Below are 24,540 nucleotides of genomic sequence, written 5' to 3'. Positions count from 1 at the left end.
AGCTCTCATGTCCTACGACCTGCCCGCCCTCCGAGTCGATGTTTCCGGTGGCGTCGCGACCGTCACGATCGACAACCCGCCCCTGAACCTCTCCGATGGCACGCTGCTGCCCTCCCTCCGCCGGTTCGTCGCGCAAGTCCGCGACGACGCCGACGTGCGGGTGATCGTGTTCGAGAGCGCGGACCCCGACATCTTCATCGCCCACGGCGACACGAAGTTCATCACCGAGCCCGAGCTGATGGCGGCTGCCGGAGCGGCGACCCTGGCGGCGAACCCGGACGCGGAGTTCCCCGCTGAACTGAACCTCATGCAGGTCGTCCACGAGGAAGTCCGGTCGCTGCCGCAGATCACGATCGGCAAGCTCACGGGCCTCGCCCGAGGTGGTGGGAACGAGTTCCTGATGGCCCTCGACATGCGGTTCGCGGCGATCGGGAAGGCCGGCCAGGCCCAGCCCGAGGTGCTCATGGGCATCATGGCCGGGGGCGGCGGAACCCAGTACATGACGTCGTTGGTGGGCCGCGCGCGCGCCCTCGAGCTCCTGCTCGGCGCGCAGCTCGTCGACGCGGAGCTCGCCGAGCGTTACGGGCTCGTCAACCGAGCACTCCCCGCGGACGAGATCGATGCCTTCGTCAGCGCCCTGGCGACCAGGATCGGTGCTCTCGAGCCCGAGGTCGTCTCCGCCGTGAAGAACGCCGTGAACGCGGTTCCGAACCCCGTCACCCGCGCGGGCCTGGCAACCGAGAACGCTCTCCTCGGCCCGCTGTTCACCGCTGACGCCGCGGAGCTCGCGCACAAGCTGCTCCGTGCCGGCATGCAGACCCGTGACGGTGAGCTCCGGCTCGAGGCCCTCATCAGCGAGCTCTGAACCGAGAAGCGGGGCGGGCGCGGGAGGCCGCCACGTGTGCGCTCGCGAACTCGGCGAACAGGGTCGCAGGTCGCCGGTGCGCGACGACTGCGGCCGCATCGGCCGCTCTGGCCGACTCGGAATGCGCCGTGCAAGGATGTCGTCGGCACGCAGCGCCCGCGGCGGTCGAAAGGAAATCGTGTCCCTCGAGACGTACACGCCAGAACTGCAACAGATGATCGACCGAGCGGGGAAGCTGACCGGTCAGGAGGCCGAGGCGCTCGGCACCATCTGGAAATCGAACGAGGACATCGTCTTCCCGAAGCCGGATCTCGCCCTCGAGATCGTCGGGGAGGTCAACTACCCCGTGGTGACGAACCCGATCCTCGTCGAGGCATGGGAACGGGTGCTCGACACAGCGGGGAAAGCCGGCCGCGTCGACGCGATCCGTGCCGCAGAGGACGCCGGCAAGGCCGCGACGCACCAGCTCCGGCACGTCGACGACGACGCCTACGCGAAAGACGGTGCGGAAGAGGCCGTGCGGTCCGCCGTCCTCGCGACCGGCGTCCGCGACCTCGTGACCGACGACGACTACCGGGTCCTCACTGCGGCATGGGAGCAGGTTCTCGGCACCAGCTGACCGGCGCGCCGCTCGCGCACATCGAACTTCCGGAGCAGGCCGGACTGCCGGACGGGAGGCAGCGCCTCGTGCCCCGCGTACTGGGACGCGACGGGGCGGTGTCGGCACGGCAGAGTGAACCGGGTGGATGACAGCACCCCGGACCCGCGAGACCTGCCGCCCGTCGGCGACGGCGGAGCGGACGATCAGCCACTCGTCGCCCGTCTCGCCGCGCACCCTGTGATCGTGAAGGCGACGACCGAGGCGGAAGCCCAGCTGGAGCGCATCCGCGTGCGGGCACTGATCGCGGACGCAGCACTCCGGGTCGTCCGCGACGGTCCCACGCTCACGCCGGACCGCGACGCGGTGGCCGTCGAGGCCGGCGTCGAGCCGGACGTCGTACGCGAACACTTCCCGACCTGGGAGAGCTTGGCCGTCGTGATGATCACCCGGTGGCACGACGCACGGGTGATCGCACTGTTGCCGGTCGGCAAGACGTCCGGCACGGTGGCGTTCCTCCGGAAGCTGATCGATGACGACCTCGTGGACGCCCGTCTCGTCCGGCTCCTGATGACCACCCTGACCGCGTCCGCGGACCCGGGCAACCCGGCGTCGACGTTCTACCGCCTGCAGTACGAGCGGTTCTACGACACGATCCGCCGGCTCCTGATCCGCGACGTCGAGAGCGGCCGCGAACCACAGACACTGGATCCCGACCGTGGCGCGGAGCAGCTGATGGCGCTCTACGAGGGGCTCCAGCTGCAGTTCCTGCTTCGCGACGGGTTCGATCTCGAGCGCGCGTTCACCCGCGGGTGCGTGCGCCTCCGCCGGGGTTGGGCGAGCGCGTACCATCCCGAGGACATCGAGGGGACCTTCAGCGGCGTCTACGACGTCTGAACCGTAGGGCCGCACTTCCGCGCGTGCGCGGCGACCCGAAGCGCATCAGAGCTCGAGGACGATCCGGGGGCAACCGCGCGCGGCACGGGACACGCAGATCATCATCGTGTGGTCGTCGGCCTGTTCGGCGGGGCTGAGGACGGTGTCGCGGTGGTCGATCCGCCCCTCGAGGACGGGCGTCTCGCACGTGCCGCACGTGCCCTCGCGGCACGACGACAACACGAACACCCCGGCGTCCTCGACGACCTGCAGCAGTGAGCGGTCCGCGGGCACCCTGACGGTCGTGCCCGAGAGCGCCAGCTCCGCCTCGAACGCCTCCCCCGGCGCGTCCGCGTCGGCGGCCGGTTCGAACCGTTCGACCCGGACACTCCCCGGCGGCCGGTGTGCGGCGGCCGCCTCGACCGCGTCCATGAGACGGCGCGGTCCGCAGCAGTAGGTGACGGCTTCGCTCGGCCCTTCGAGCAGGCCGGCGACGTCGAGCCGACCGCCCTCGTCCGCCACCGCCAGGTGCACGCGGTCCGGGTGGGCGGCTGCGAGTTCGTCGGCGAACGCCATACGTGCTCGGCTGCGCCCGGCGTAGTGCAGCTCCCACGGGGTGCCCGCGGCCTCGGCAGCCGAGATCATCGCGATGATCGGGGTGATGCCGATGCCGCCCGCGATGAACACGGCCGGTCGGTCCGGGTCGAAGCCGAAGTGGTTCCGCGGGCCGTCGACGACGACGTCCTGCCCGACGACCAGCACGTCGTGCACGGCCGCGGAGCCGCCGCGGCCGCCCGGCTCCCGGAGCACGGCGACGCGCCAGCACCCGTCGGCCGTGGTCGCGACGAGCGAGTACTGCCGCTCCACGCCCGGGGTGATCTCCAGGTCGATGTGTGCTCCCGGATCCCACGCCGGCAGGGCCGATCCGTCGAGCGGCGCGAGGTCGAGCAGGACCACGTCCTCGGCGACCAGTCGGCGGTCGACGACCCGCACCGGACGGCCGGACGCGGTCACGAGGGTGCTCCGAGCCGCGGGGTCTCCTTGACGACGACCAGGTGGAAGCGCGACCCGTCGGCGCTGCACCACCGGTGCGGGGTACGGCCGCGGTAGTACGCCGAGTCGCCAGGGCCGAGCCGCAGGACGCCGTCGCCGGAGTCACCGTCCGGACCGAGGTCGAGCAGCACCGACCCGGCGAGCACGTAGAGGAACTCGTCCTCGTGGTGCTCGAAGTACGGGCCGAGGTCGGTGTTGTCGCCCACCCACTCGAGCGGTTCGAACGCGTGCGGTCCGCCGTGCACGAGCAGCCGGGCCTCACCGCTCGAGAACGGCCCCTTCGCGCCCTCGCCGGAGCGGAGCACCTCCGGGCGGCGGTCCTCTGGCGTCCGGGTCTGGGCAGCCCCGGCGGCGAGCAGTTCGACCTGGCTGGTGGCGAGTGCACCGGCGATCTTCTCGAGCGAGACCATGCTCGCGCGGGAGTGCCCGCGCTCGACCTGGCTCAGGAACGGGTGCGAGAGGCCGGTCAGTTCGGCGAGCTGGACCAGGGTCAACGACCGAGCGCGGCGGAGGGCGCGGATGTGCCCGCCGATGCGCCTGCTCTGGTCGTCGACGATCCGATCGGGCTCGATGAGGTCGCTGGGCACTGCGCTCCTGACGTCGTTCCGGCCGTCGCTCCCGCGGTCGTTCCGCGCTGCTCGTTCCGGGTGGGGCGGGGTGTCACACATGGCAATGCGTCCGAAACGGCCGGGAAACACGGCCGCCCTAGCATCGTCGATGTTGATGCGATCAACATTCTGACACACGATCGGGAGGTCTCCTTGGACGCGATGCTGCCACGGCCCCTCGACCTGCTGCGGGGAGCACTGCTCCCCGACGGGCGGCTCGTCGACGTCGCGGTCGAGGGCGGGACCGTCGTCCGCATCGCCGACGCGGGGACCCTCCGCGCCGATGCCGACCGCACGCTCGACCTCGGCGGACGGCTCCTCCTGACCGCGCCGGCGGAACCGCACGCGCACCTCGACAAGGCCCTCAGCGCCGACGTCATCCACCCGCCACTCGGCGATCTCGGGTCCGCGATCGCGGCCTGGTCCGAGCACGCGGCGACCATGACCGTCGACGACATCGCGGACCGGGCCCGGACCCAGGCGCTCGCGATGCTCGCAGCGGGGACCACCGCCATCCGCACCCACGTCGACGTGCTCAGCGGCCACGGCAGCGCCACCGTGGCCGAGGCCACCCGCGGCGCCCGCGCCCTCGTCCAGGTCCGCGCCGAACTCGCTGGCCTGATGGACATCGAACTGGTCGCGCTCGCCGGCCCGTGGGCACCGGACGAGCACATCGAGGCGGTGCTCGACCTCGGCGTCGACCTGGTCGGCGGCGCCCCGCACCTCGCCGAGGACCCGAACGCCGATGTCGACCGGTTGCTGGCCATCGCACGTCGCCGCGGACTCGGCGTGGACCTGCACGCCGACGAGAGCCTCGACGGCCCCGTCACCCTCGACCACTACGCCCGCGCCGTCCGGGACTGGCCGCGCGACCGGCAGTACTCCGCCGGGCACGCGGTCCGCCTCGGGACGCTGCACCCGGAGCGGCTCACCGAGGTCATCGCGGACCTGGCGGCGGCGGACATGGGCGTCATCACCCTGCCGATCACGAACCTGTACCTGCAGGGCTGGCAGCACCCCGTCGCCACGCCGCGGGGCCTGACCGCGATCCGCGCGCTCCTCGACGCGGGCGTCCGGGTCGCCGCCGGCGCGGACAACGTCCGCGACCCCTTCAACCCGGTCGGCCGTTCCGACGCCTTCGAGACCGCATCGCTCCTCGTGACCGCCGGCCACCTGACGCCGGACGAGGCGTACGTCCTGGTGAGCGACGGCGCCCGGAGCGTGATGGGCCTCCCGGCCGCCGGCGCGCTCCCCGGAGCGCGCGCCGACTTCGTCGCCCTCGACGCCACCAGCGTCACCGACGCGGTCGCGAACGCGCCCGCCGACCGCATGGTCGTCTCGGGTGGCCGCCTGGTCGCGGTCACCGAGGTCCGTCGCAGCGTGGCCGCGCCGGTCCGTGAGACGAGCACCCCACCCGCCCGTTCCCCTCTCCCCGCGCACGAGAACACGAGGTAGCCGTGACCACCACCGCACCAGCCCCCGTCACCGCGACGGACACGCTGCTCGACTTCCGGAACGTCGAGATGACCTTCCCGAACGGCACCGTCGCCCTGCAGGGCGTCGACCTGACCGTCGACCGCGGCCAGTTCGTCTCGGTCGTCGGTCCCTCCGGCTGCGGCAAGTCGACGCTCCTCCGGATCGCGTCCGGGCTCGAGACCGCGTCCGACGGCACCGCCGGGGTCGCCGCTGACCGGATCGGGTACGTGTTCCAGGACGCGACGCTGCTGCCGTGGCGATCGGTGCAGGGCAACGTCGAACTCCTGGCCGAGCTCGGGCACATGCCGAAGGCCGAGCGGGCCGCGAAGGCCGCGCACGCGATCGACCTCGTCGGCCTGGGGGGCTTCGAGTCGAACCTGCCGAAGCAGCTCTCGGGCGGCATGAAGATGCGCGTCTCCCTGGCCCGATCGCTCACGCTCGACCCGGAGCTCTTCCTGTTCGACGAACCGTTCGGCGCCCTCGACGAGATCACGCGCGAACGGCTGAACGACGAACTCCTGCGGCTCTTCGTCGAGCAGCAGTTCGCGGGGCTCTTCATCACCCACTCGGTGTCCGAGGCGGTCTACCTCTCCACGCAGGTCGTGGTGATGTCCGGGCGCCCGGGCAACATCGTGGGCCGGTTCGACGTGCCCTTCCCGATGCCGCGGGACCCCGACATCCGCTTCACCGCCGAGTTCGCCGCGCTCGTCGGCGAGGTCTCGCACGCACTCCGGGAAGGACACCGCTGATGGTCACGCTGCAGGAGGTCTCCGAGGCCCGTGCGACCCGCGCCGCCGCCCGCCGCGCGCCCGGTCGCACCGGCCGGTCCGTCACGTGGTGGCAACCCGTCGTCGTCTTCGCGGTGCTCGTCGGCGTCTGGTACGCCGCCGCGGCCTACTACGACCACGTCCGGCACCTCGCGTTCCTGGTGCCGTACCCGCACCTGGTCCTCAAGGCGATCGTCTGGGACACCGGGATGGACGGCACCCCGACGACCTTCGACCACGACCTCTGGAGTGCGCTCGGTCGCACGACGGTCGTCTCCCTCGCCGGCCTCGGCATCGCGATCGTGATCGGCGTGATCTGGGCGATGCTGATGATCCAGGCGAAGTGGCTGGAGAACTCGCTCTACCCATACGCCGTGGTGCTGCAGTGCGTCCCGATCCTCGCGCTCGTGCCGCTCATCGGCGCACTGTTCGGGTACGAGTTCGTCAGCCGGGTGATCGTCACCGTGATGATCGCGCTCTTCCCGATGGTCTCGAACACGCTGTTCGGGCTGCAGTCCGCCGACCGGGCACAGCGCGAACTGTTCCAGCTGCAGCGCGCCGGTCGCGGGGCGCAGCTCGTGAAGCTCCAGATCCCGGCCGCGCTGCCGTCGATCTTCGTCGGCCTCCGCACCTCGGCCGGCCTGTCGGTGATCGGCGCGATCGTCGGTGACCAGTTCTTCCAACGCGGCAACGCCGGCCTCGGCGTGCTCATCCAGGTCACCGCGTCACGCCTGATGGGGCCCGAGCTCTACGCCACGATCCTCATCGCCTCGCTCTACGGCGTCGCCGTGTTCCTGGTGTTCGGCCTGATCGGTCGCCTCGCCGTCGGGCGCTGGCACGACTTCGGCTGATCCAGGCTCAGGGCAGCACCGGACCGGACCGGACCGGACCGGACCAACCGCCTCCCACAGCTCCCCGGCTCCCCTGCCGGGTCGACCCGCACCACCTCCACCACAGCACCCTCCCCTCCCCGCACCACGCGACCTGCACCACGAAACGGAGCACCCATGCGCACCACGACCCGACTCGGCGTCGCCACCGCAGCGCTCGGCCTCACCGCGCTCGCCCTCACGGGCTGCGCGGCCGGCACCGCGAGCAGCGCCACCACGACCGCCGCAGCCGCAGCCTCGACCTCGAAGGGACCGGCCGTCGACCTCTCCGGCGTCTGCCCGGCGACCGTCGTCGTCCAGACCGACTGGAACCCCGAGGGCGACCACGGCCACGTGTACCAGATGCTCGGCCCGAACCCGCAGATCGACGCCTCCGGCAAGAAGGTGACGGGCGACCTGTACGCGAACGGCAAGTCGACGGGCGTCAAGCTCGAGATCCGCGCCGGCGGCCCCGCGATCGGCTACTCGACCGTCAGCTCGCAGATGTACCAGGACAAGTCGATCACCCTCGGCTACGTGTCCACCGACGAGGCGGTCGAGTTCTCCGGCAACCTGCCCACCAAGGCGGTGTTCGCCGAGAACGACGAGTCGCCGATGGTGATCATGTACGACCCGTCGAAGTACAAGGACGTGTCGAGCATCAAGGAACTCGGCAAGAAGCTCGAGCAGGACAAGGGCGTGGTCCGCTACTTCAACGGCGCGGCCTACATGACGTACCTGCAGGAGTCCGGCACCCTGCCGAAGAGCGTGCTCGACGGCAGCTACGACGGCACACCGGCGAAGTTCGTCGCCGCGGGCGGGACCGACGCGCAGCAGGGCTTCGCCACGGCCGAGCCGTACGTCTACCAGAACCAGGTCGCGGCCTGGGGCAAGAAGGTCGACTACAAGCTCATCTCGAGCACGGGCTGGAACCCGTACCCCGAGACGATGTCCGTCCGCGCCGCCGACCTGTCGAAGCTCTCCCCTTGTCTGAAGAAGCTCGTCCCGGTGATGCAGCAGGCGGACGTCGACTACCTGAAGTCCCCGAGCGCGACGAACGACCTCATCACGAACCTCGTGCAGCAGTACAACAACGGCTGGACGTACGACTCCAAGGTGGGCGCGTTCGCGGCGAAGCAGATGAAGGACCTGCACGTCGCGACGGACGGCAGCAACGGGTACGTCGGTGACCTCGACGAGAGCCGCGTCACCGCGTTCATCGCGAAGGCGAAGCCGATCTTCGACGGCTCCGGCGGCCACGTGAAGGCGGGCCTCACGGCCAGCGACCTGTACACGAACGAGTTCCTCGACAAGAAGATCTCGCTCGGCTTCTGAGCGCACTGACGGTGCGCACTGACGGTGCGCACTGACGGTGCGCACCGACCGTGCGCACCGGCCGGTTCCACCGGCCACCCACCGGACGGGAGGCGCGGCACCTGACGCGTGCCGCTCCTCCCGTCCGTCGTCTCCCACCTCGACCACCGGAGCCAGCCATGACCACCATCACCCCCACCGTCCCGGACGCTGCCCTCGGGGCGCTGCGCGCCGAACTCCTCGACCTGCTCGGCGAGGCCGGCGTCCGCGACGACCAGCGGACCCGCGAGCGGGCCTCGGTCGACGAGGCCACGATGAGCCCCATCCTCAGCGAGCAGCTCCCCCTCGGGCTCGCCGACCTGGTCGCCTACCCGGCGAGCGCCGAGGCGATCGCCACCACCCTGCAGGCCGCGGTGCGGCACGGAGTACCGGTGACGACCCGCGGCAAGGGCACCGGCAACTACGGGCAGGGCATCCCGCTGCACGGCGGACTGGTGCTCGACACCTCCCGTGCGCGTGCCGTCGTCGAGGTGGGCGACGGCTGGATCACGGCCGAGGCCGGCACGACGATGGTCGCGCTCGAGCAGGCCGCGGCGGCCGCGGGCCAGCAGCTCTGGATGTACCCGTCGACCGCGCAGTCGACGATCGGTGGCTTCCTGTCCGGCGGGTCCGGTGGCACCGGGTCGATCTCGCACGGGTCGAACTGGGAGGGGTTCGTCACGGCGCTCGACATCGCGCTGCCCGGGGAGTCCGAGCTGGTGCACGTCGAAGGGGACGACGCGAAGCCGTTCGTGCACACCTACGGCACGGCGGGCGTGATCGCGCGGGCGACCGTGCGGCTCGAGCCGTTGCAGGACTGGCGGGCCGTGTACGCGACCTTCCCGACCTTCGAGCAGGCGCTCACGGCCGTGCGCACCCTGCGGGGCACGACCCCGGCGCCCCGGCTCGTGAGCGCCGACCGGGCCGAGATCGCCGCGAAGCTGCCCGCGGACCCGGCCATCTCGGGCGACCGCGCCAGCCTGCGCGCCATCGTGGACGTCGTCGCGCTCGACGAGACGCAGACCTTCATCGAGCTGGCGGGCGGCACCGTCGAGGACGTCCGGGAGGGGCTGCAGCAGACCACGAAGGTGTCGATGCTGTCCTACAACCACCCGATCTGGTGGCTGAAGCGGAACACCCCGGACACGGAGTTCTTCCACGTCGAGGTCGGCGGCGAGGCGCTGATCGACCGGATCGCCGAGGTCGAGGCCGTGTACCCGGACGCCATGCTGCACATCGAGGCGGCGCACGTCGGCCCGATCGGGATGCTCACCGCGCCCTACACGGGAGCGGAGGACGTCTACGCCGGGTACCCGCTGCTCGTCGAGCTCGGGGTCCGCGTGCACAGCCCGCACCAGTACTACGTGGACCACGGCGTCGAGGACCTGCTCGCGCTGAAGGCCCGGACCGATCCGGACGGGCTGCTCAACCCGGGGCACGTGATCGACCCGTCGCTCGTGCGCTCGGGTGGGTCCACCGCCTCGGCCCAGCCGACCGTTCCGGGGTTCGGCAAGTGAGCGCCGCCGGAGCCCCCGGGGCGTCGCGGAACCTCGCGGAGCTGTCCGGGCCGGACGTCGCCGCGCGCTTCACCGCGGACACCATCGTCGTGCAGCCGACCGGTGCCGTGGAGCACCACGGGCCGCACCTGCCGCTGTTGACCGACTTCCTGCTCGCCGACCACATCGGTGGCGCGGCGGTGGACCGGGCGGCGGCGGAGGGGCTCGACGTGTGGCGGTTGCCGACACTCGCCTTCACGAAGTCCGACGAGCACAGCTGGGCCCCCGGCACGGTGTGGCTCGATGCGGCGACGATGTTCGAGACGGTCGTGCAGATCGGCCGCGCGGTCGCCCTCACCGGGGCGGGCACGCTCGTGTTCGCGAACGGGCACGGCGGCAACGTCGCGCTGCTGCAGGTGGCGCTGCGGGAGATCCGGAAGCGGTACGGCTTGAAGACGTTCCTGATGCCGACCCTGGCGCGGCTGCCCGGGCCGGACGGCGAGGACGCGGACGAGCTCGGTCTCGGCATCCACGGCGGCGCGGCGGAGACGTCGATGATCCTGCACCTGCGCCCGGACCTGGTCGACATGTCGCGCGCGGAGCGGTGGGTGCCCGAGCACGTCGCCGGCTTCGAGAAGATCGCGTTCAACGGCGGCCCGGTGTCCTTCGGGTGGCTCTCGGACGACTTCGGCACGCCGGGGGTGATCGGCGACGCGAGCCGGGCGAGCGCGTCGTACGGCGCGGCGCTGTGGGAGCACTCCCTCGACGAGGCGGTGGCGTCGCTGCATGAGATCGCACGGTTCGACCCGGCTCCCCCGGCGTGAGCGAGACGGACCTCGCGGTCGACGCCACCGGCACCGCGCCCGCGGATCCGCTGGTCCTCGCCGCGTCCTGGCTGCCGACGCCCGCGTCGGGCGTGACCCCGACGATGACCCTGTCCACGATCGGGCTCGACGGCTACCCGTCCGCCCGCACCGTCCTGCTGTCCCGCTTCGACGGGCAGCGGGTGCACTTCCACACGGACACCCGGAGCCGGAAGGCGGCCGAGCTGTCGGCGGTCCCCCGGGCCACGGTCACGGTCCTGCTGCCCGAGTCGGCACGGCAGCTCGTGGTCACGGGCGACGTCACACCCGTGACCGATGAGGAAGCGCGGGTCGCGTTCGCCGCACGGACCCGGTACCTGCAGGTGCTCGCCTGGCTCAACGACCACGAGCTCGCCGCTGAACCACCCGAGCGCCGCCGCGAGCGGTGGGCCGCGTTCGAGCGGGACCGGGTCGACGCGATCGAACCGCCGGCGACCTGGGTGGGCTACGCCCTGACGCCGGTGCGGATGCTGTTCTGGCAGGGCGACGTCGACGGGCCGAGCAACCGGCTCGCCTACCACCGGACCGACGACGGGTGGGCGCTCGAGCGCTGGCCCGGCTGACTCGGCCGGTCGAGCCGGAACGTCCGTTTCACCCGAGGTCGCCGTCACACGACCGTTACACGGCGGAAACGGCCGGCCCGGTCCCGCTCCATAGCGTTCGAGGAAAGCCCCGCCGAGCGCGGGACCCCACCCGTCCGACCGACCCGCATCACCCGGAAGGCTCCCCGTGCCAACACCCTCCGAGTCCCCCGGCTCCGCCGACACCGTGTTCCGCGCCCGGCAGGCCTGGGTCGACGGAGCGATGCGGCCGGCGGCGGTCGTCGTCCGGGGCGGCCGGATGACCGAGGTGCTGCCGGAGGACGCTCCCGTCGACGCTCGCCCGGGCCACCCGCTCGAAGAGCACCAGATCGCGGCGGGTCACGTCCTGCTCCCCGGGCTCGTCGACTCGCACGTGCACGTGAACGAGCCGGGCCGGACCGAGTGGGAGGGCTTCGCCTCCGCCACCCGCGCCGCCGCGCTCGGCGGCGTCACCACGATCGTCGACATGCCGCTCAACTCGATCCCCGCCACCACGACGGTCGACGCGCTGGAGGTCAAGCGGGCGAGCGCCCGCGGCCGGGTCGCGGTCGACGTCGGGTTCTGGGGCGGAGCGGTGCCGGCGAGCCTGGGGTCGCTCGACACCCTGCAGGACGCCGGCGTGTTCGGGTTCAAGTGCTTCACGGCACCGTCCGGGGTGGACGAGTTCCCGCACCTCGACGCCGACCAGCTCCGCGCAGCGATCGAGGAGGTCGCCCGGATCGACGGCCTGCTCATCGTGCACGCGGAGGACCCCGAGCACCTGGTGCCCCATGACGCGCTCGGCCCCCGGTACGCCGACTTCCTCGAGACCCGGCCCGCCGAGGCCGAACGCTCCGCCATCGCCCGGGTGATCGACGGCGCCCGGGCGACCGGGGCCCGGGTGCACGTGCTGCACCTGTCCGACGCCGGTGCCCTGCCGATGATCCGCGCCGCGAAGGACGACGGCGTCGCGATCACGGTCGAGACGTGCCCGCACTACCTCGCGTTCGAGGCCGCCGCGATCCCGGACGGTGCGACCGCGTTCAAGTGCTGCCCGCCGATCCGCGACGACCGGAACCGCGACGCGCTGTGGGACGGCCTGCTCGACGGCACGATCGACATGGTCGTGTCCGACCACTCCCCCTCGACCGCCGACCTCAAGGTCGACGACTGGGGCCTGGCCTGGGGCGGCATCGCGGGGCTGCAGGTCGGCTTCCGCGCCGTCTGGACCGAGGCCTCCCGCCGCGGCCTGACCCTCGACCGCATCCTCCCGGCGTTCACGACCGGACCCGCGATGCTGTTGGGCACCGCCGACCGCGGCCGGATCGCACCGGGCGCGCTGGCCCACCTGGCCGTGTTCGACCCGGACGCGATCGAGACCATCGAGGTGGCCGCGCTCGCGCACCGGAACCAGGTCTCCGCCTTCGCCGGACTGGAGGCACGGGGCCGCGTCGTCGAGACCATCCTGCGCGGGCGACGGATCGCCTCCGCCGACGCGGGCGTCACCGCCGTCGAGGGCGAGCTGATCGCCCGTGCCTGAGCTCCGGCAGCAGACCGACCTGCACCTCGGCTCCACGCCCGACGACGTCCTCTGGGGCCGCCTGCCCTCGCGGGTCGACCCCGCGGCGATGACGGTCCGTCCGGGCAGCGTCGTCTCCGTCGACACCGTGAGCCACGAGGGCATCCTCGCCGACCAGGGCTCGGACCCCGTCGCCTTCTTCGCCCGGCACGGCGTCGCCCGGCACGACGTGCTCGACGACGCCGTGGACATCACGCGGACGCTGCGCCGTGGTGCCGACGACGGCCCGCACGTGGTGTCGCGGCCGATCGCGGTGGACGGCACCGAGCCCGGCGACGTGGTCTCCGTGACGATCCTCGCCGCGGAGCCTCGGGTGCCCTACGGCGTCATCTCGAACCGACACGGTCGCGGCGCGTTGCCGGGCGAACTCCCCCGCGCCGAGGCGAGCGTCTCCGTGTTCGCCGACGTCGTGACCCGCGACGGCGTCCAGCACGGCCGACTGCCGGTGGTCGAGGGCGGCCCGCGGGTGGTCACCTTCCCGCTGCGGCCGTTCCCCGGCATCGTCGGGGTGACGCCGGACACCGACGAGCGGCTGCACTCCGTCCCGCCGGGCGCGCACGGCGGCAACCTCGACATCAGCCTGCTCACCGCGGGGTCGACACTGCACCTGCCGGTCTTCGTCCCCGGCGCCGGCGTGTACGTCGGCGACCCGCACTTCGCACAGGGCGACGGCGAGGTCGCGCTCACGGCGATGGAGGCCTCGCTCCGGTTGACCCTGCGGCTCGACGTCGTGCCGCGGTCCGAGGCGCTCCGCCGGTTCGGCGCCCTGGTCGGGCCACTCGCCGAGACCGCCGAGTACCTCGTGCCGACCGGCCTCGACCCGGACCTGGACGAGGCGGTTCGGCGCTGCGTCCGGGCGGCGATCACCCTGCTCCGGGCCCGATGGGGCGTCGACGAACACCTGGCGTACGCGTACCTCAGCGCGGCGACGGACTTCCGGATCTCGCAGGTGGTCGACCTGGTGTGCGGGTCGCACGCCACGATCCGCAAGGCCGACTTCGCGGCGGTCGGGCCATGACCGGGCCGGGCGACCGCGGCCTGCGCTGGCCGGAGGGCCTCGAAGCCGCGTTCGCCGCCTACGAGGACGCCCTGATGCGTGACGACACGGCCGTGCTCGACACGCTGTTCGAACCCGGGCCGGACACGATCCGGTCCGACGACGCCGGCGTGCTCCGCGGCCACGACCGGATCGCCCGGTTCCGGGCCGGTCGCGGTGGCGTCGCCCGCCGCACCATCGCATCCGTCGATCTCCGGCCGCTGACCGACGACACCGTGCTCGTGGTCGGCGCGTCCGCATTCGACGGCGGCGGCCACGGGGTCCAGACGCAGCTGTGGCGCCGCACCGGGGGCACCTGGCGGATCGCCGTCGCACACGTCACCGGGCGGGCGCGCGCCCTCGACCGGTCGATCTGGCGGATCGTCGGCGACCCGCTCGTCCGCGGCAGCGCTCCGCGGGCCGGTGCGGAGACCCTCGTCGGCGTCCGCGTCGCCGTGAAGGACCTGTTCGACGTCGCCGGCCAGGTCGTCGGCGCCGGCAACCCCGACCGGGAGCGCGAGGCACCGGTCGCCCGCGACCACGCCGACGCGGTCGCCGTGCTGCTCGCCGCGGGGGCCGACGTCACCGGGATCGCACGGACGGACGAGTTCGCCTACGCCCTCGCGGGCCGGAACGCCCACTTCGGCGCCCCGCCGAACGGCGCCGACGCATCGCGCATCAGCGGCGGTTCGACGTCCGGCCCCGCGTCCGCCGTCGCCCTCGGGCAGGCGGACCTCGGCCTCGGCACGGACACGGCGGGCAGCATCCGGGTGCCCGCGTCGTACCAGGGGCTCTGGGGACTCCGGACCACCCACGACGCGGTGTCCCGGCAGGGCCTGCTCCCGCTGGCCCAGTCCTTCGACACGGTCGGGTGGCTCGCCAGGACCCCCGACCTGCTCGCCGCCGCGGCCGACGTCTCGCTGCCCGGACCGCAGGCCGACCTCGACGACCGCACCCTGCTGCTGTCCGACGCACTGCTCGACGCCGCCCGACCGGACACCGCGCGCGCCCTCATGGCCTGGACCGACGCGGTCGGAGGGCCCACCCGACGCATCGCACTGCCCGACCTCGACGACCTCGCCGAGACGCTCCGCATCGTGCAGGCGGCCGAGGCCTGGCGGTACCACGGCCGCTGGGTCGACGAGCACCCGGGATCGCTCGGCGACGACGTGGCCGGACGGTTCACCGCGGCAGCTGCCGTGACCGCGGAGGACGAGGACCGTGCGCGCCGCCGGTTGCCGGAGCTGCGCGACCGGATCCGCACGGCGATCGGCGGAGGCGTGCTGTGCCTCCCGACCGTCCCGGGACCCGCCCCGGGACGGACCGCGACCGGACCCGAGGTCCTGGCGACCCGCCGGGCGACCCTGCGGATGACGGCGATCGCCGGCATCGGCGGCCTGCCGTCTGTGAGTGCCCCGCTCCTGCACGTCGACGGCGCGCCCGTCGGCGTCGCCTTCGTCGCCGGCGCGGACACCGACCGGGCACTCCTCGCCGCCGCTGCCGGCTTCCGACCCGCCCGGACCACGTCCCCGGCGTCCACCCCGGACGTGACCCGATGACCACCACCCGGAAGGCCCCGATGCCCCAGCCCGTCAACCCGCCCGCCCGCCTCCTGATGGGACCCGGGCCGATCACCGCCGACCCGCGCGTCCTGCGTGCGCTGTCCACGCCACTGGTCGGGCAGTACGACCCGTGGATGACCGACACCATGAACGCCACGCAGGCGCTGTACCGCGGGGTGTTCGGCACCGAGAACGACGCGACCGTGCTCGTCGACGGCACCTCCCGGGCCGGCATCGAGGCGGTCCTCGTGTCCCTGCTCGCGCCCGGCGACCGGGTCCTGGTGCCGGTGTTCGGCCGCTTCGGGCACCTGCTCGTGGAGATCGCGAGCCGGGCCGGGGCCGAGGTGCACACGATCGAGACCGCGTGGGGGCAGGTGTTCACCCCGTCGGCCGTCGAGCGCGCGATCGTGGCGACGAAGCCCAAGGTCCTCGCCGTCGTGCAGGGCGACACGTCGACCACCATGAACCAACCGCTCGACGAACTCGGCGCGATCTGCGCACGGCACGGCGTCCTGCTGTACACCGACGCGACCGCGACCGTCGGCGGGAACCCGCTCGAGGTGGACGCGTGGGGCATCGACGCCGTGAGCGCCGGCCTGCAGAAGTGCCTCGGCGGGCCGTCCGGCAGCGCCCCGGTCTCCCTGTCGCCCCGGGCCGTCGACGTGCTCGCCGGCCGCCGGAGCGTCGAGGCCGGCATCCGCGAACCCGGCGACGACGTCAGCGACGACCCGATCCGGTCGAACTACCTCGACCTCGGGATGATCCTCGACTACTGGGGTCCCCGACGCCTCAACCACCACACCGAGGCCGCGTCGATGCTGTACGCCGCCCACGAGTGCGCCCGCATCCTGCTCGAGGAGGGCCGCGACGAGACCATCGCCCGGCACGAACTCGCCGGCCGGGCGATGCTCACCGGAGTACAGGCACTCGGCCTGGGCGTGTTCGGCGACGTGGCGCACAAGATGCACAACGTCGTCGCCGTCGAGATCCCGGACGACGTCGAGGGGGACGCCGTGCGCGGTTCGATGCTCGACGACCACGGCATCGAGATCGGCACGTCCTTCGGGCCCCTGCACGGCCGGGTCTGGCGGATCGGGACGATGGGCTACAACGCGCGGAAGGACACCGTCGTCACGACGCTCGCCGCCCTCGAGCACGCGCTGCGCCGAGCCGGGCACGCGGTCCCGCACGGCGGCGGGGTGGACGCGGCGCTCGACGTCTACGCCGGAGCGACACCGTGACCCCCGTCGCCACCGACCAGGCGCAGGCGGACGCCACGCTCGTCGTCCGCTGGTGCGACGAACTCGCGGCGATCACCGCGGAGCCCGGCCGGATCACCCGCGTCTACCTGTCCCCCGAGCACGCCCGCGCGAACGACGTGGTCGCCGGGTGGATGCGGGACGCCGGGATGCGCACGTGGCAGGACGCCGCCGGCAACCTGCACGGCCGCATCGACGGGACCACCCCGGACGCCCCGGTCCTGCTCCTCGGCTCGCACCTCGACACCGTGGTGGACGCCGGCCGGTACGACGGGACCGTCGGGGTCCTGATGGCCGTCCGCACCGCCGCCCGGCTCACCGCCGACGGCCCGCTGCCGTTCGCCCTCGAGGTCCTCGCGTTCTCCGACGAGGAGGGCACGCGGTTCGGGAAGGCGCTGCTCGGGTCGTCCGCCGTGGCCGGGGTCTGGGACGACGGGTGGTGGGACCTCGAGGACGGCGCCGGGGTTCCCCTGCGACGGGCCTTCACCGACTTCGGGCTCGACCCGGACGCCGTGGGCCGGGCAGCCGTCGATCCGTCGACCCTGCTCGGGTACCTCGAGGCGCACATCGAGCAGGGCCCGTCGCTCGACGAGGCCGGCACGGCCCTCGGAGTCGTGACGAGCATCGCCAGCGCCCGCCGGTTCGCCGTCGAGGCCGTCGGCGAGGCCCGGCACGCCGGGGGCACCCCGTACGAGCGCCGGCACGACGCACTGCTCGCCGCCGCCGAGGCCGCGCTCGCCGTCGAACGGATCTGCCGCGCCGAGCAGCACGTCGGGACCGTCGGGACCTTGACCGTCGAACCGGGGGCCGTCAACGTGGTGCCCGGCCTCGCCCGGTTCTCGGTCGACCTCCGCGGCGAGTTCGACGCCGGCCGCGACCGGGTCTGGGACGAGATCGTCGCCGCGTTCGACGCGATCGGCTCGGCGCGGGGCGTCACCGTGACCCCGACCGAGGTCCACCGGGCACCCGCGGTGTTCTGCGCGCCGGTGCTGATGGACGTGCTGCGGGCCGGGATCGTGGCCACCGGCGAAGCCACACCGCCCGAGCTGTTCTCGCGCGCCGGCCACGACGCCATGTCGCTCGGCCTCGTGACCGACGTCGGCATGCTCTTCCTGCGGAACCCGGACGGCATCAGCCACCACCCCGACGAGTTCGTCGCCGCGGCCGACATCGCGCTCGGGCTGGACGCGCTCGCCGTCGCGGTCGGGCTCCTCGCCGAGCACGTGAGCACAACAGCTGGAGGCCCCTCGTGACCCCGGACCGGACCGACGTCCGCGGGCGCATCGACGCCGTCTGGGAACGCCTGTCCCCGGCGGAGCGCCGGGTCGCGGCCGTGGTGCGGCACGACCCCGAGCTGCTGCTCCTCGGCACGTCCAGCCGTCTCGCCGCGGAATCGGGGACCTCGAAGGCGACGGTGTCCCGCCTCGTCCGATCGCTCGGGTTCCAGGACGCGGCGGAGGCCCGGCAGGAACTCATGATCGCGCGCGGCAGCGGACTCCCGTGGGTCGCGGAGGACGCCGCGCACGTGGACCAACGCGCGGTCGAGGCGAGGAACCTCGCCGCCGGGTTCGCCTCCCTCGCTCGCGCCGACCGCCCCCGGCTCGCGCGCCGGATCGTCCGCGCCCGCCGGGTCCTCGTCATCGGGGAGCGGGCGGCCCACGCCGTCGCCCTGCAGCTCCGCGGCCAGCTCGCCCAGGTCCGCGGGGACGTGCGGGTCGGCCCGGCGCCCGGGCAACGGCTCGGCGAGGACGTCGCCGACCTCGACCGCCGCGACCTCGTCGTCATCGTGACCGTGCGGCGGCACGCGGCCGGTGTGGGCCGGCTCATCGAGCACTGCAGCGGGACCGGAGCTGACGTCGTCGTGCTCGGCGACCCGACCGCGGCCGTCCTGGCCGCACCGGCGACCACCACGATCCTCGTCCCGGTGGACGCCCCCGCCGCGTTCGACTCGATGGCCGCGGTGTTCGCCGTCGTCGCCGCGATCGCCAACGACGTCTACGAGGCCGCCGGACCGGCCGGACGAGCGCGGGTGGATGCGGTCGCCCGCGCCTACGACGCCCTGGGGGAACTCACGGACCTCTGACGGACGGCGGACGGGAGGCGCTCCGCCTCATCGATCAGCACCCGGACCTCGCGCTCGCGATCCGATCCGCGATCGACCAGCGCATCCGCGAGACCGCGTGCCCGCCGATCATCACGGTGCAGATTACCGACGATGGCGAGACCTACGGGGCATCCGTTGCCCCTGGTGCGGCGCTGATGTCGAGAACGGCGAGACCCGCGGGGTCCTCGACACCAGCGACCGCACAACGATCGTCGCGGCCGATGAGTTCGACCACGACCACCGGAGCGTCAGCCCCGTCTACGTCGCTGAGGCGGCGGTGTGCGACGTCGTGGTCGCTCACCACCTCGAGCGGCGCGTACTGGCCGTCCCGGAGGTAGATCAGGCCGTCGGGCTGCCCGGGTGCGGTGCCGTCGTCGCTGCGCTCGACGAGGGTGTCGAGGTGGTACGCGACGATCAACCGTGCCATCCGCTCGAGCGGACGTTCCTCGGGTCGTTTGCTGCTCATGGGTCCAGCATCCGCCGAAGCTGCGTCCACGAAACACATTCCATGAACGTGTGCTGTGGCAGATTGCCCTGCTGAACGCATCACCAGTAACCTGAGAGATTCAGATAAGCGCGGCACTACCGTCTTTGATCTGGGCTTTTCTTCCGTGCACCCCGAACGGGTGGTAACGCCTGTGGTTCAGCTGAGTCCTAAGCTGCGCAAACGGACAGCAATCGGTGCTGTTCGCTCATCTAGGGGGTCCTGTGCGCTCGTTGCTGCACACTCCGCGCACGAGGAAGCGCAGCGCTGCTGTTGCCACCCTTGGGGCGTTGGCACTCATCGCTTCGCTGCTGGCGGCCGTACCAGCACAAGCATTGAACGACACCGGAACCGGGGGCGTGTTCGTCCCCTCGACCGGTCGCATCCTGGACACGGCCAAGGGCATAGGCGGGTACAGCACGCCGATGGAAGCGGGGACCTACCGGTCGATCAAGGTGGCCGGCCTTGCGGGCCTGCCAGACGATGGTTCGGTCGGCGCAGTTTCGCTGAACGCAACGGTCGGCGCGTCAACAGGTTACGGGACGTTGATCGGTCGTCCCGATGCGAACTCTGGTCGATCGACGATGTTGATCTACAACGGCGTCTCGGGCGAGTACACCTCGAACACGGCCACTGTCGCAGTCGGGGCGGACGGCACGATCCAGGTCATGACCGAGACCTCGGCGCGCCTCATCCTCGACGTACAGGGCTACTACACGGCAAACACGGACGGCATCGCCGCGGGCGGGTTCGTGCCCGTCGCGAGACGCATTGTTGACACCCGCTCCGGCACGGGTGCTGCGCAGGCGGCGATCGCCCCGGGGAAGAGCATCGACGTGCAAATCGCCGGCACCAACGGCGTGCCAACCGGTGCCTCCGGCGCAGTCGTGAACCTGATCGCAGTGAACTCCACCGCCGCCGACGGGTACCTCACCCCGTTCGCCGCCGGTGCGACAAAGCCAGCGAACTCGCTGCACTATGCCCCGTCGGAGACCACGTCGATCCAGGCGCAGGTGCCCCTGTCCGCGGATGGGAAGGTCACGATCGCAAACGCCTCAACGACCACGAACCTGCTCGTCGACCTGCAAGGGTACTTCACTGCTGCCGGTAAGGGCGGCGCCGCCTTCACGCCTGCCTATGGGCGCGCATACGACTCGCGAGCGACGGGGAACACAGCGCTGGCGGAAAACGAAACCCGTTCAATCCAGATCGCCGGCACCGCCGGAGTTCCAGCCATGGGCTCCGGGATCTCCGCGGTGGTATTGACGCTCGTCGTCGCGCACGGTGGCAGTAACGGCTACGCCGATGCCTGGGCAGAGGGCACCACGAAGCCCAACACCACGGCGATCAACTTCCAGATCAACGAAATCCAGACCAACACCATCACCGTCCCGCTCGGTGCGAACGGGAAGATCTCACTTCGGAATGCGGCCAAGGCAACGAACTACGTGGTGGACGTACAAGGCTGGTATAGCAACCCGCTTCTGCCGACGGTCACCTGCCCGACGCCGTACGCCGCAGGAGCTTGGGTGACGGCGCTGCCGGAAGATGAGATCAACTGCACGGTGAAAGTCGCGCCTGCGGACTCGAGCAACAGCAACGTTGATCTGTACGCGGACGGCGTATATACCGCCGTCACGCGCTCTGACACGTCGTCGTCAACGAAGACCGTCACGCTTCAGCCGGAAGGTGGGAGCCACACCATCACCGTCGTGGCGACCGGCTCGGACGGTGCCGACCTGCGGACCGCATACGAGTTCGGCCTTGGCGACTGGACGAAGAGCAACATCAACCCGGCACCGGAAAATGCAGCGACGACGTCGCTCACCCCGGAGCTTTCCATCACCTCCGCCACCGATCAAATCCCCTCTGACGCACTCATCGACTACACGATCCGCTCCGCAGACGGAACTGTCGTGGCCGAATCCGGCGACACCACAGGCGAGTGGGCCGTCCCTGCGGACGTACTCGCCGCAAAGACGCAGTACAGCTGGAACGCCGTCGTCACGGCTCCCTCGGGTGGCGCGTCGACGGACAGCGTAATCACGACACCGACGTGGACCCTCACCGCTGACCCGAACGTCGCACCTGACGACTCCGCGAACGCCGCGGCCGCCGGCTCGAAGTCCAGCTACAACCTCGGCGCATGCCGACACGGCGGGCTACGAGACCGCCGTTGGTACAACTACACCGGCGTCACCGGCGCATACAAGACCGCCGTCAACACGGCTGTCTCACAATGGAACGGCCTCGGCCTGGGTATCTCCATAACGCAGACCAGTTCTGCAAGTGGCGCGCAGTTCCAGGTGTCGGCACAAAACTACGGAAATGTCAAGTGGTCGGGCATGGCGCCATTTTTCGACGACTGTCCTTCCGGTTACTACAACCGCATACTGCCGCTCAACCTCAACACCTACTACCTCAAGAACTACACCGCCCAGCAGAAAGCGACGACTACCGCCCACGAATTCGGCCATAACCTCGGTCTTCGTCACGTTGGCGACGACAAAGACGATTACCCATGCGCCAAGGTCGCTCTCATGAACCCCGGCGACACCACCCGCTTCCGGTGCGGGGTTTACTCCCCGAAAATCGGTGACGTGAACGGCATCAAGAAGAAGTACAAGAAGTGAGAAATGCGATGAATAAGGGACCAGTCCTCATCTACGCAGCCGCAGTCGCCTGCATTGCTGCCGGCAGTCTTGCGGGCTGCGCTTCCAACTCCCCCGCACCAGCTGTGCAACGGCCGACCATGTCGTCCACCACGTCAGCCTCGTCGCAATCGTGGGACATGACAGTAGCCGACGGCCAGGAAGTGGACACCCTCCGGGCAGCAAACGAGGCGGCAACCGTTGTCCTACACGGCGTAGCGGGCAGCAGTCACGTCGAGTCGATCGGCGATGTGCCGTTCACCGTGACAACAGTCAGCGTCACTGATGTCGTCTCGGGCGACGAGCCCGGACCCACGGTGGATGTTCGCCAGTTCGGGGACGCCAACAACACATCGGACGAACTCGCTTCGCTCCTACAAGCGGGCAAGGACTACCTGCTCTATCTGCAACCCTTCGAGCTCGAGCCCGGCGAATCGACCGGCCAGTACGTCATCGTCGGCGGGAACGCCGCATGGGAGCAAGCCCCGGACGGACGATACAAGATCGCCACTCAGGAGAGCGAGTTGCCCACGACTCTCACCGATAAGGAGGTTCAAGCAACGAGCTCGGACCAGTAGACAGGTCGACAAAGAGGGGTGATCTCGGCGGAGCCGGGGTCACCCCTCAATCGTAATCCGAGTTGTGTAAGCCGCGCAGGACCCTCCGTCGTCGCAATTCTGAAGAGCGCTTCCAGAAACCAGAATGCTGGCACCGCCAGAAGGGAAGTTTGCCGGGATCGTTATCTCCTTAGAGAAGGATCCGTCCTTGTGGACCTGCGCCGTTTCACCGGGTGTACGCTTATTTGCGTCATTGTCACTGGTCAGGGTGAGCTTGTACGTGCTGTCGTCACCCAGACCCAGGTCGCAGTCGGCGGCGCTGCTTGAGACGATGACGGTACCGCCGGGAGCGACCGTTTTTGACGATGTGGAGAGCGGAGACGGGGCACATGGGCTGGGTGATTGTGTGCATCCAGTCAAACCAGCGGTGCCGAGCATCAAGACGATTGCTCCGAACAATATACGACCGTTCATAGCCTCTCCAGACATGTAGCACAACGATAAGGCGATCATAGAGGCACCTGCCGCAAACTTTGACGCCATCAGGGCGTCCCTGGCCATCCGTTAGCCCGAAGCGTTCAGCCTCGGACGATGCCGCTGCTCTTAGGTAGGGTCCTGGCGAGGCTGACTACTCCCCCGAGGATCTCCGCCGGCTTGATGTGCTCGGCCGGCTCATCGCGGCTGCCGCTGAGCGAAGCACGAATCCGCAGGCGCTGCCGCAGGATCTGCTCGGCGCGGAGGCTGACCGCGCCGCCGTGACTGAGCTGCGTGAGCGGGGTCCGGGATCTTGAGGGAGTCGGCTACGTGTCGGTCGACTGGCGAAACAGCGGCGGGTGGAACACGCGTCCGACGGCGCGGGGCCGGGACGCCTGGGCGGGGTTAGAGCCTGCTCGACGCAACGTCCGTGCTCGCCGGCAGCGGATGCGAGACGAGTACCTCGTGTGGGTTGTCGATCGGCACGACGCCGGCGCCTCGCCGACAGGAGATGATTTCCTGCCGACGGGCGCGAACTACCTCGGGATGCCGTACACGCAGGACGACCTCGAGCAAACCGGGAATTGGCTCTACGAGGGCCGCTTCATCAAGGGCCCGATAGCGGATCAACGACCGGACCCGCTGCGGCCCTCACCCACGGCGAAGGGCCGGTGGATCGTCGGACAAGGGAAGTCCGTGAACGAGCCAACGAACGATGCGACGGCCGGAGGGTCGACGTACACCGACCACTTCCACACCCCGGCGAACGTGGCGCAGGGCAGCAGCGACGTGCATCAGACGATCAACATCGGTTGGCAGGACCAGGCGCGCGAGCTCGTCGACGAGATCTCCGCACGGCTCGATCGCGTCGAGAACGATCAGACGCGTGAAGAACTCGCTGCCGGTGTTGAGGAGCTTCGCGTTGAGGTCGATGGGCAGGCGCGTCCGACCGTGGTGCGGGGGATCGTGACCAAGCTCGGCATCGCCATCGCCATCGGGACAGCGATGGCGAGCGAGCTCGGCACGGAGCTCACGCAGCACGCGTTCCAGCTGCTCGGGCAGCTACCCGCCTAGGCGGAACTCGAACGGCTAGTTCGCCGACACCGCCGCGGCGTAATCGTCGAGCGCTTCCGCTGAGAGCTCGATGCCCTTGGAGGTCCTGCGTCCTTCGCCGGGGCTGCAGCATCGTCCCGTTCACGGGGGCAGACAGGCTGAGGTAGGTCAGCAGCTCGGCACCGCGGCCGGGCAGCCGGTCCGGGCCGGCCAGGTGCAGCACGTCGACGGGGCCGAGCATCCGCACGTACGGGGCGGGCCAGTCCGGCACGGTTTCGGCCGTCGACGCGACATCCGGAGCCGCGTTTGGGACATCGATCGGGGCCGCTGCGACATCGTCGGCCGGCTCTGCCACAACGGCGGCCTCAGTGGGGGCGGTTTCGGCGTCGCGGTGCCA

The 24,540-nt window shown here is 71.1% G+C and carries 22 protein-coding genes; 19 read left to right on the top strand and 3 right to left on the bottom strand.

The features are described from left to right. The first annotated feature begins 7 nt into the window (after positions 1-7). The 3 genes from J7E22_RS01705 (at position 8) to J7E22_RS18070 (ending at position 2,360) form a co-directional block, all read left to right on the top strand. On the top strand, positions 8-865 hold the full coding sequence (locus J7E22_RS01705) for an enoyl-CoA hydratase/isomerase family protein (protein WP_214978278.1): 858 nt from the start codon (positions 8-10) through the stop codon (positions 863-865). 178 nt (positions 866-1,043) lie between these two features. Further along, the gene (locus J7E22_RS01700; protein WP_214978275.1) at positions 1,044-1,484 is read left to right on the top strand and encodes a hypothetical protein; all 441 of its coding nucleotides are present in this window, start codon (positions 1,044-1,046) and stop codon (positions 1,482-1,484) included. 123 nt (positions 1,485-1,607) lie between these two features. Continuing rightward, positions 1,608-2,360: a TetR/AcrR family transcriptional regulator gene (locus J7E22_RS18070; RefSeq protein ID WP_214978273.1), complete on the top strand. Its 753-nt coding sequence runs from the start codon at positions 1,608-1,610 to the stop codon at positions 2,358-2,360. A gap of 45 nt (positions 2,361-2,405) precedes the next feature. Here the strand turns inward: J7E22_RS18070 and J7E22_RS01690 are convergent, their stop codons facing one another. Together J7E22_RS01690 and J7E22_RS01685 are read right to left on the bottom strand one after the other, a co-directional pair. Further along, positions 2,406-3,353 carry a PDR/VanB family oxidoreductase gene (locus J7E22_RS01690; RefSeq protein WP_214978271.1) on the bottom strand — a complete coding sequence of 316 codons (948 nt, stop codon included), beginning with the start codon at positions 3,351-3,353 and terminating at the stop codon, positions 2,406-2,408. Further along, positions 3,350-3,979 carry an XRE family transcriptional regulator gene (locus J7E22_RS01685; protein ID WP_308159103.1) on the bottom strand — a complete coding sequence of 210 codons (630 nt, stop codon included), beginning with the start codon at positions 3,977-3,979 and terminating at the stop codon, positions 3,350-3,352. Before J7E22_RS01685 ends, J7E22_RS01690 begins: the two co-directional genes overlap by 4 nt. Positions 3,980-4,162: 183 nt before the next feature. Between J7E22_RS01685 and J7E22_RS01680 the strand changes: the two genes are divergently transcribed. The 13 genes from J7E22_RS01680 (at position 4,163) to J7E22_RS01620 (ending at position 18,903) form a co-directional block, all read left to right on the top strand. Next, the gene (locus J7E22_RS01680; protein WP_214978267.1) at positions 4,163-5,455 is read left to right on the top strand and encodes an amidohydrolase family protein; all 1,293 of its coding nucleotides are present in this window, start codon (positions 4,163-4,165) and stop codon (positions 5,453-5,455) included. Positions 5,456-5,457: 2 nt separating this feature from the next. Then, complete coding sequence (locus J7E22_RS01675; protein WP_308159102.1) at positions 5,458-6,225, top strand: ABC transporter ATP-binding protein; 768 nt, start codon at positions 5,458-5,460, stop codon at positions 6,223-6,225. After that, complete coding sequence (locus J7E22_RS01670; RefSeq protein WP_214978265.1) at positions 6,225-7,094, top strand: ABC transporter permease; 870 nt, start codon at positions 6,225-6,227, stop codon at positions 7,092-7,094. The genes J7E22_RS01675 and J7E22_RS01670 overlap by 1 nt, the downstream gene beginning before the upstream one ends. Before the next feature lie 156 nt (positions 7,095-7,250). Then, complete coding sequence (locus J7E22_RS01665) at positions 7,251-8,447, top strand: ABC transporter substrate-binding protein (protein WP_214978263.1); 1,197 nt, start codon at positions 7,251-7,253, stop codon at positions 8,445-8,447. A gap of 158 nt (positions 8,448-8,605) precedes the next feature. Further along, the gene (locus tag J7E22_RS01660) at positions 8,606-9,982 is read left to right on the top strand and encodes an FAD-binding oxidoreductase (protein WP_214978261.1); all 1,377 of its coding nucleotides are present in this window, start codon (positions 8,606-8,608) and stop codon (positions 9,980-9,982) included. Further along, positions 9,979-10,785 (top strand): creatininase family protein, encoded by an 807-nt coding sequence (locus J7E22_RS01655; RefSeq protein ID WP_214978259.1) that lies wholly within the window; start codon positions 9,979-9,981, stop codon positions 10,783-10,785. The genes J7E22_RS01660 and J7E22_RS01655 overlap by 4 nt, the downstream gene beginning before the upstream one ends. Continuing rightward, complete coding sequence (locus J7E22_RS01650; protein ID WP_214978257.1) at positions 10,782-11,387, top strand: pyridoxal 5'-phosphate synthase; 606 nt, start codon at positions 10,782-10,784, stop codon at positions 11,385-11,387. The genes J7E22_RS01655 and J7E22_RS01650 overlap by 4 nt, the downstream gene beginning before the upstream one ends. Before the next feature lie 241 nt (positions 11,388-11,628). Further along, positions 11,629-12,924, top strand: coding sequence for an allantoinase AllB (gene allB, locus J7E22_RS01645; protein ID WP_251008611.1), 1,296 nt, complete (start codon positions 11,629-11,631; stop codon positions 12,922-12,924). Beyond that, a complete protein-coding gene (locus tag J7E22_RS01640; RefSeq protein WP_308159101.1) occupies positions 12,917-13,981 on the top strand; it encodes an acetamidase/formamidase family protein in 1,065 nt (354 codons plus the stop codon). Before allB ends, J7E22_RS01640 begins: the two co-directional genes overlap by 8 nt. Further along, positions 13,978-15,558, top strand: a complete 1,581-nt coding sequence (locus tag J7E22_RS01635; RefSeq protein WP_214978253.1) for an AtzH-like domain-containing protein — start codon at positions 13,978-13,980, stop codon at positions 15,556-15,558. Before J7E22_RS01640 ends, J7E22_RS01635 begins: the two co-directional genes overlap by 4 nt. Then, positions 15,555-16,802, top strand: coding sequence for an alanine--glyoxylate aminotransferase family protein (locus tag J7E22_RS01630; RefSeq protein WP_251008587.1), 1,248 nt, complete (start codon positions 15,555-15,557; stop codon positions 16,800-16,802). The genes J7E22_RS01635 and J7E22_RS01630 overlap by 4 nt, the downstream gene beginning before the upstream one ends. Continuing rightward, positions 16,799-18,073 carry an allantoate amidohydrolase gene (locus J7E22_RS01625; protein WP_214978251.1) on the top strand — a complete coding sequence of 425 codons (1,275 nt, stop codon included), beginning with the start codon at positions 16,799-16,801 and terminating at the stop codon, positions 18,071-18,073. Before J7E22_RS01630 ends, J7E22_RS01625 begins: the two co-directional genes overlap by 4 nt. Beyond that, positions 18,070-18,903: a MurR/RpiR family transcriptional regulator gene (locus tag J7E22_RS01620; protein ID WP_214978249.1), complete on the top strand. Its 834-nt coding sequence runs from the start codon at positions 18,070-18,072 to the stop codon at positions 18,901-18,903. The genes J7E22_RS01625 and J7E22_RS01620 overlap by 4 nt, the downstream gene beginning before the upstream one ends. A gap of 142 nt (positions 18,904-19,045) precedes the next feature. Here J7E22_RS01620 and J7E22_RS01615 read toward each other — a convergent pair whose 3' ends face one another. After that, a complete protein-coding gene (locus tag J7E22_RS01615; protein ID WP_214978246.1) occupies positions 19,046-19,390 on the bottom strand; it encodes a hypothetical protein in 345 nt (114 codons plus the stop codon). A gap of 308 nt (positions 19,391-19,698) precedes the next feature. On the opposite strand from J7E22_RS01615, the gene J7E22_RS01610 reads away from it, so the two are divergent. The 3 genes from J7E22_RS01610 (at position 19,699) to J7E22_RS01600 (ending at position 24,164) form a co-directional block, all read left to right on the top strand. Next, positions 19,699-22,041 (top strand): M43 family zinc metalloprotease, encoded by a 2,343-nt coding sequence (locus J7E22_RS01610; RefSeq protein WP_214978244.1) that lies wholly within the window; start codon positions 19,699-19,701, stop codon positions 22,039-22,041. A 158-nt stretch (positions 22,042-22,199) separates the two neighbouring features. Further along, a complete protein-coding gene (locus J7E22_RS01605; RefSeq protein WP_214978242.1) occupies positions 22,200-22,637 on the top strand; it encodes a hypothetical protein in 438 nt (145 codons plus the stop codon). A 900-nt stretch (positions 22,638-23,537) separates the two neighbouring features. After that, complete coding sequence (locus tag J7E22_RS01600) at positions 23,538-24,164, top strand: hypothetical protein (RefSeq protein WP_214978240.1); 627 nt, start codon at positions 23,538-23,540, stop codon at positions 24,162-24,164. Positions 24,165-24,540 lie beyond the last annotated feature (376 nt).

The sequence above is a fragment of the Curtobacterium sp. ISL-83 genome (assembly GCF_018613895.1).
Lineage (GTDB): Bacteria > Actinomycetota > Actinomycetes > Actinomycetales > Microbacteriaceae > Curtobacterium.
This window is presented reverse-complemented; position numbering and strand designations above follow the sequence as displayed.

Bases quoted from the DNA above. Each gene is read 5' to 3' on its own strand.
- J7E22_RS01705 (WP_214978278.1), top strand. From the start codon at position 8: ATGTCCTACGACCTGCCCGCCCTCCGAGTCGATGTTTCCGGTGGCGTC.
- J7E22_RS01680 (WP_214978267.1), top strand. From the start codon at position 4,163: ATGCTGCCACGGCCCCTCGACCTGCTGCGGGGAGCACTGCTCCCCGAC.
- J7E22_RS01670 (WP_214978265.1), top strand. From the start codon at position 6,225: ATGGTCACGCTGCAGGAGGTCTCCGAGGCCCGTGCGACCCGCGCCGCC.
- J7E22_RS01665 (WP_214978263.1), top strand. From the start codon at position 7,251: ATGCGCACCACGACCCGACTCGGCGTCGCCACCGCAGCGCTCGGCCTC.
- J7E22_RS01660 (WP_214978261.1), top strand. From the start codon at position 8,606: ATGACCACCATCACCCCCACCGTCCCGGACGCTGCCCTCGGGGCGCTG.
- allB (WP_251008611.1), top strand. From the start codon at position 11,629: ATGCGGCCGGCGGCGGTCGTCGTCCGGGGCGGCCGGATGACCGAGGTG.
- J7E22_RS01635 (WP_214978253.1), top strand. From the start codon at position 13,978: ATGACCGGGCCGGGCGACCGCGGCCTGCGCTGGCCGGAGGGCCTCGAA.
- J7E22_RS01630 (WP_251008587.1), top strand. From the start codon at position 15,555: ATGACCACCACCCGGAAGGCCCCGATGCCCCAGCCCGTCAACCCGCCC.
- J7E22_RS01615 (WP_214978246.1), bottom strand. From the start codon at position 19,390: ATGAGCAGCAAACGACCCGAGGAACGTCCGCTCGAGCGGATGGCACGG.
- J7E22_RS01605 (WP_214978242.1), top strand. From the start codon at position 22,200: ATGACAGTAGCCGACGGCCAGGAAGTGGACACCCTCCGGGCAGCAAAC.
- J7E22_RS01600 (WP_214978240.1), top strand. From the start codon at position 23,538: ATGCGAGACGAGTACCTCGTGTGGGTTGTCGATCGGCACGACGCCGGC.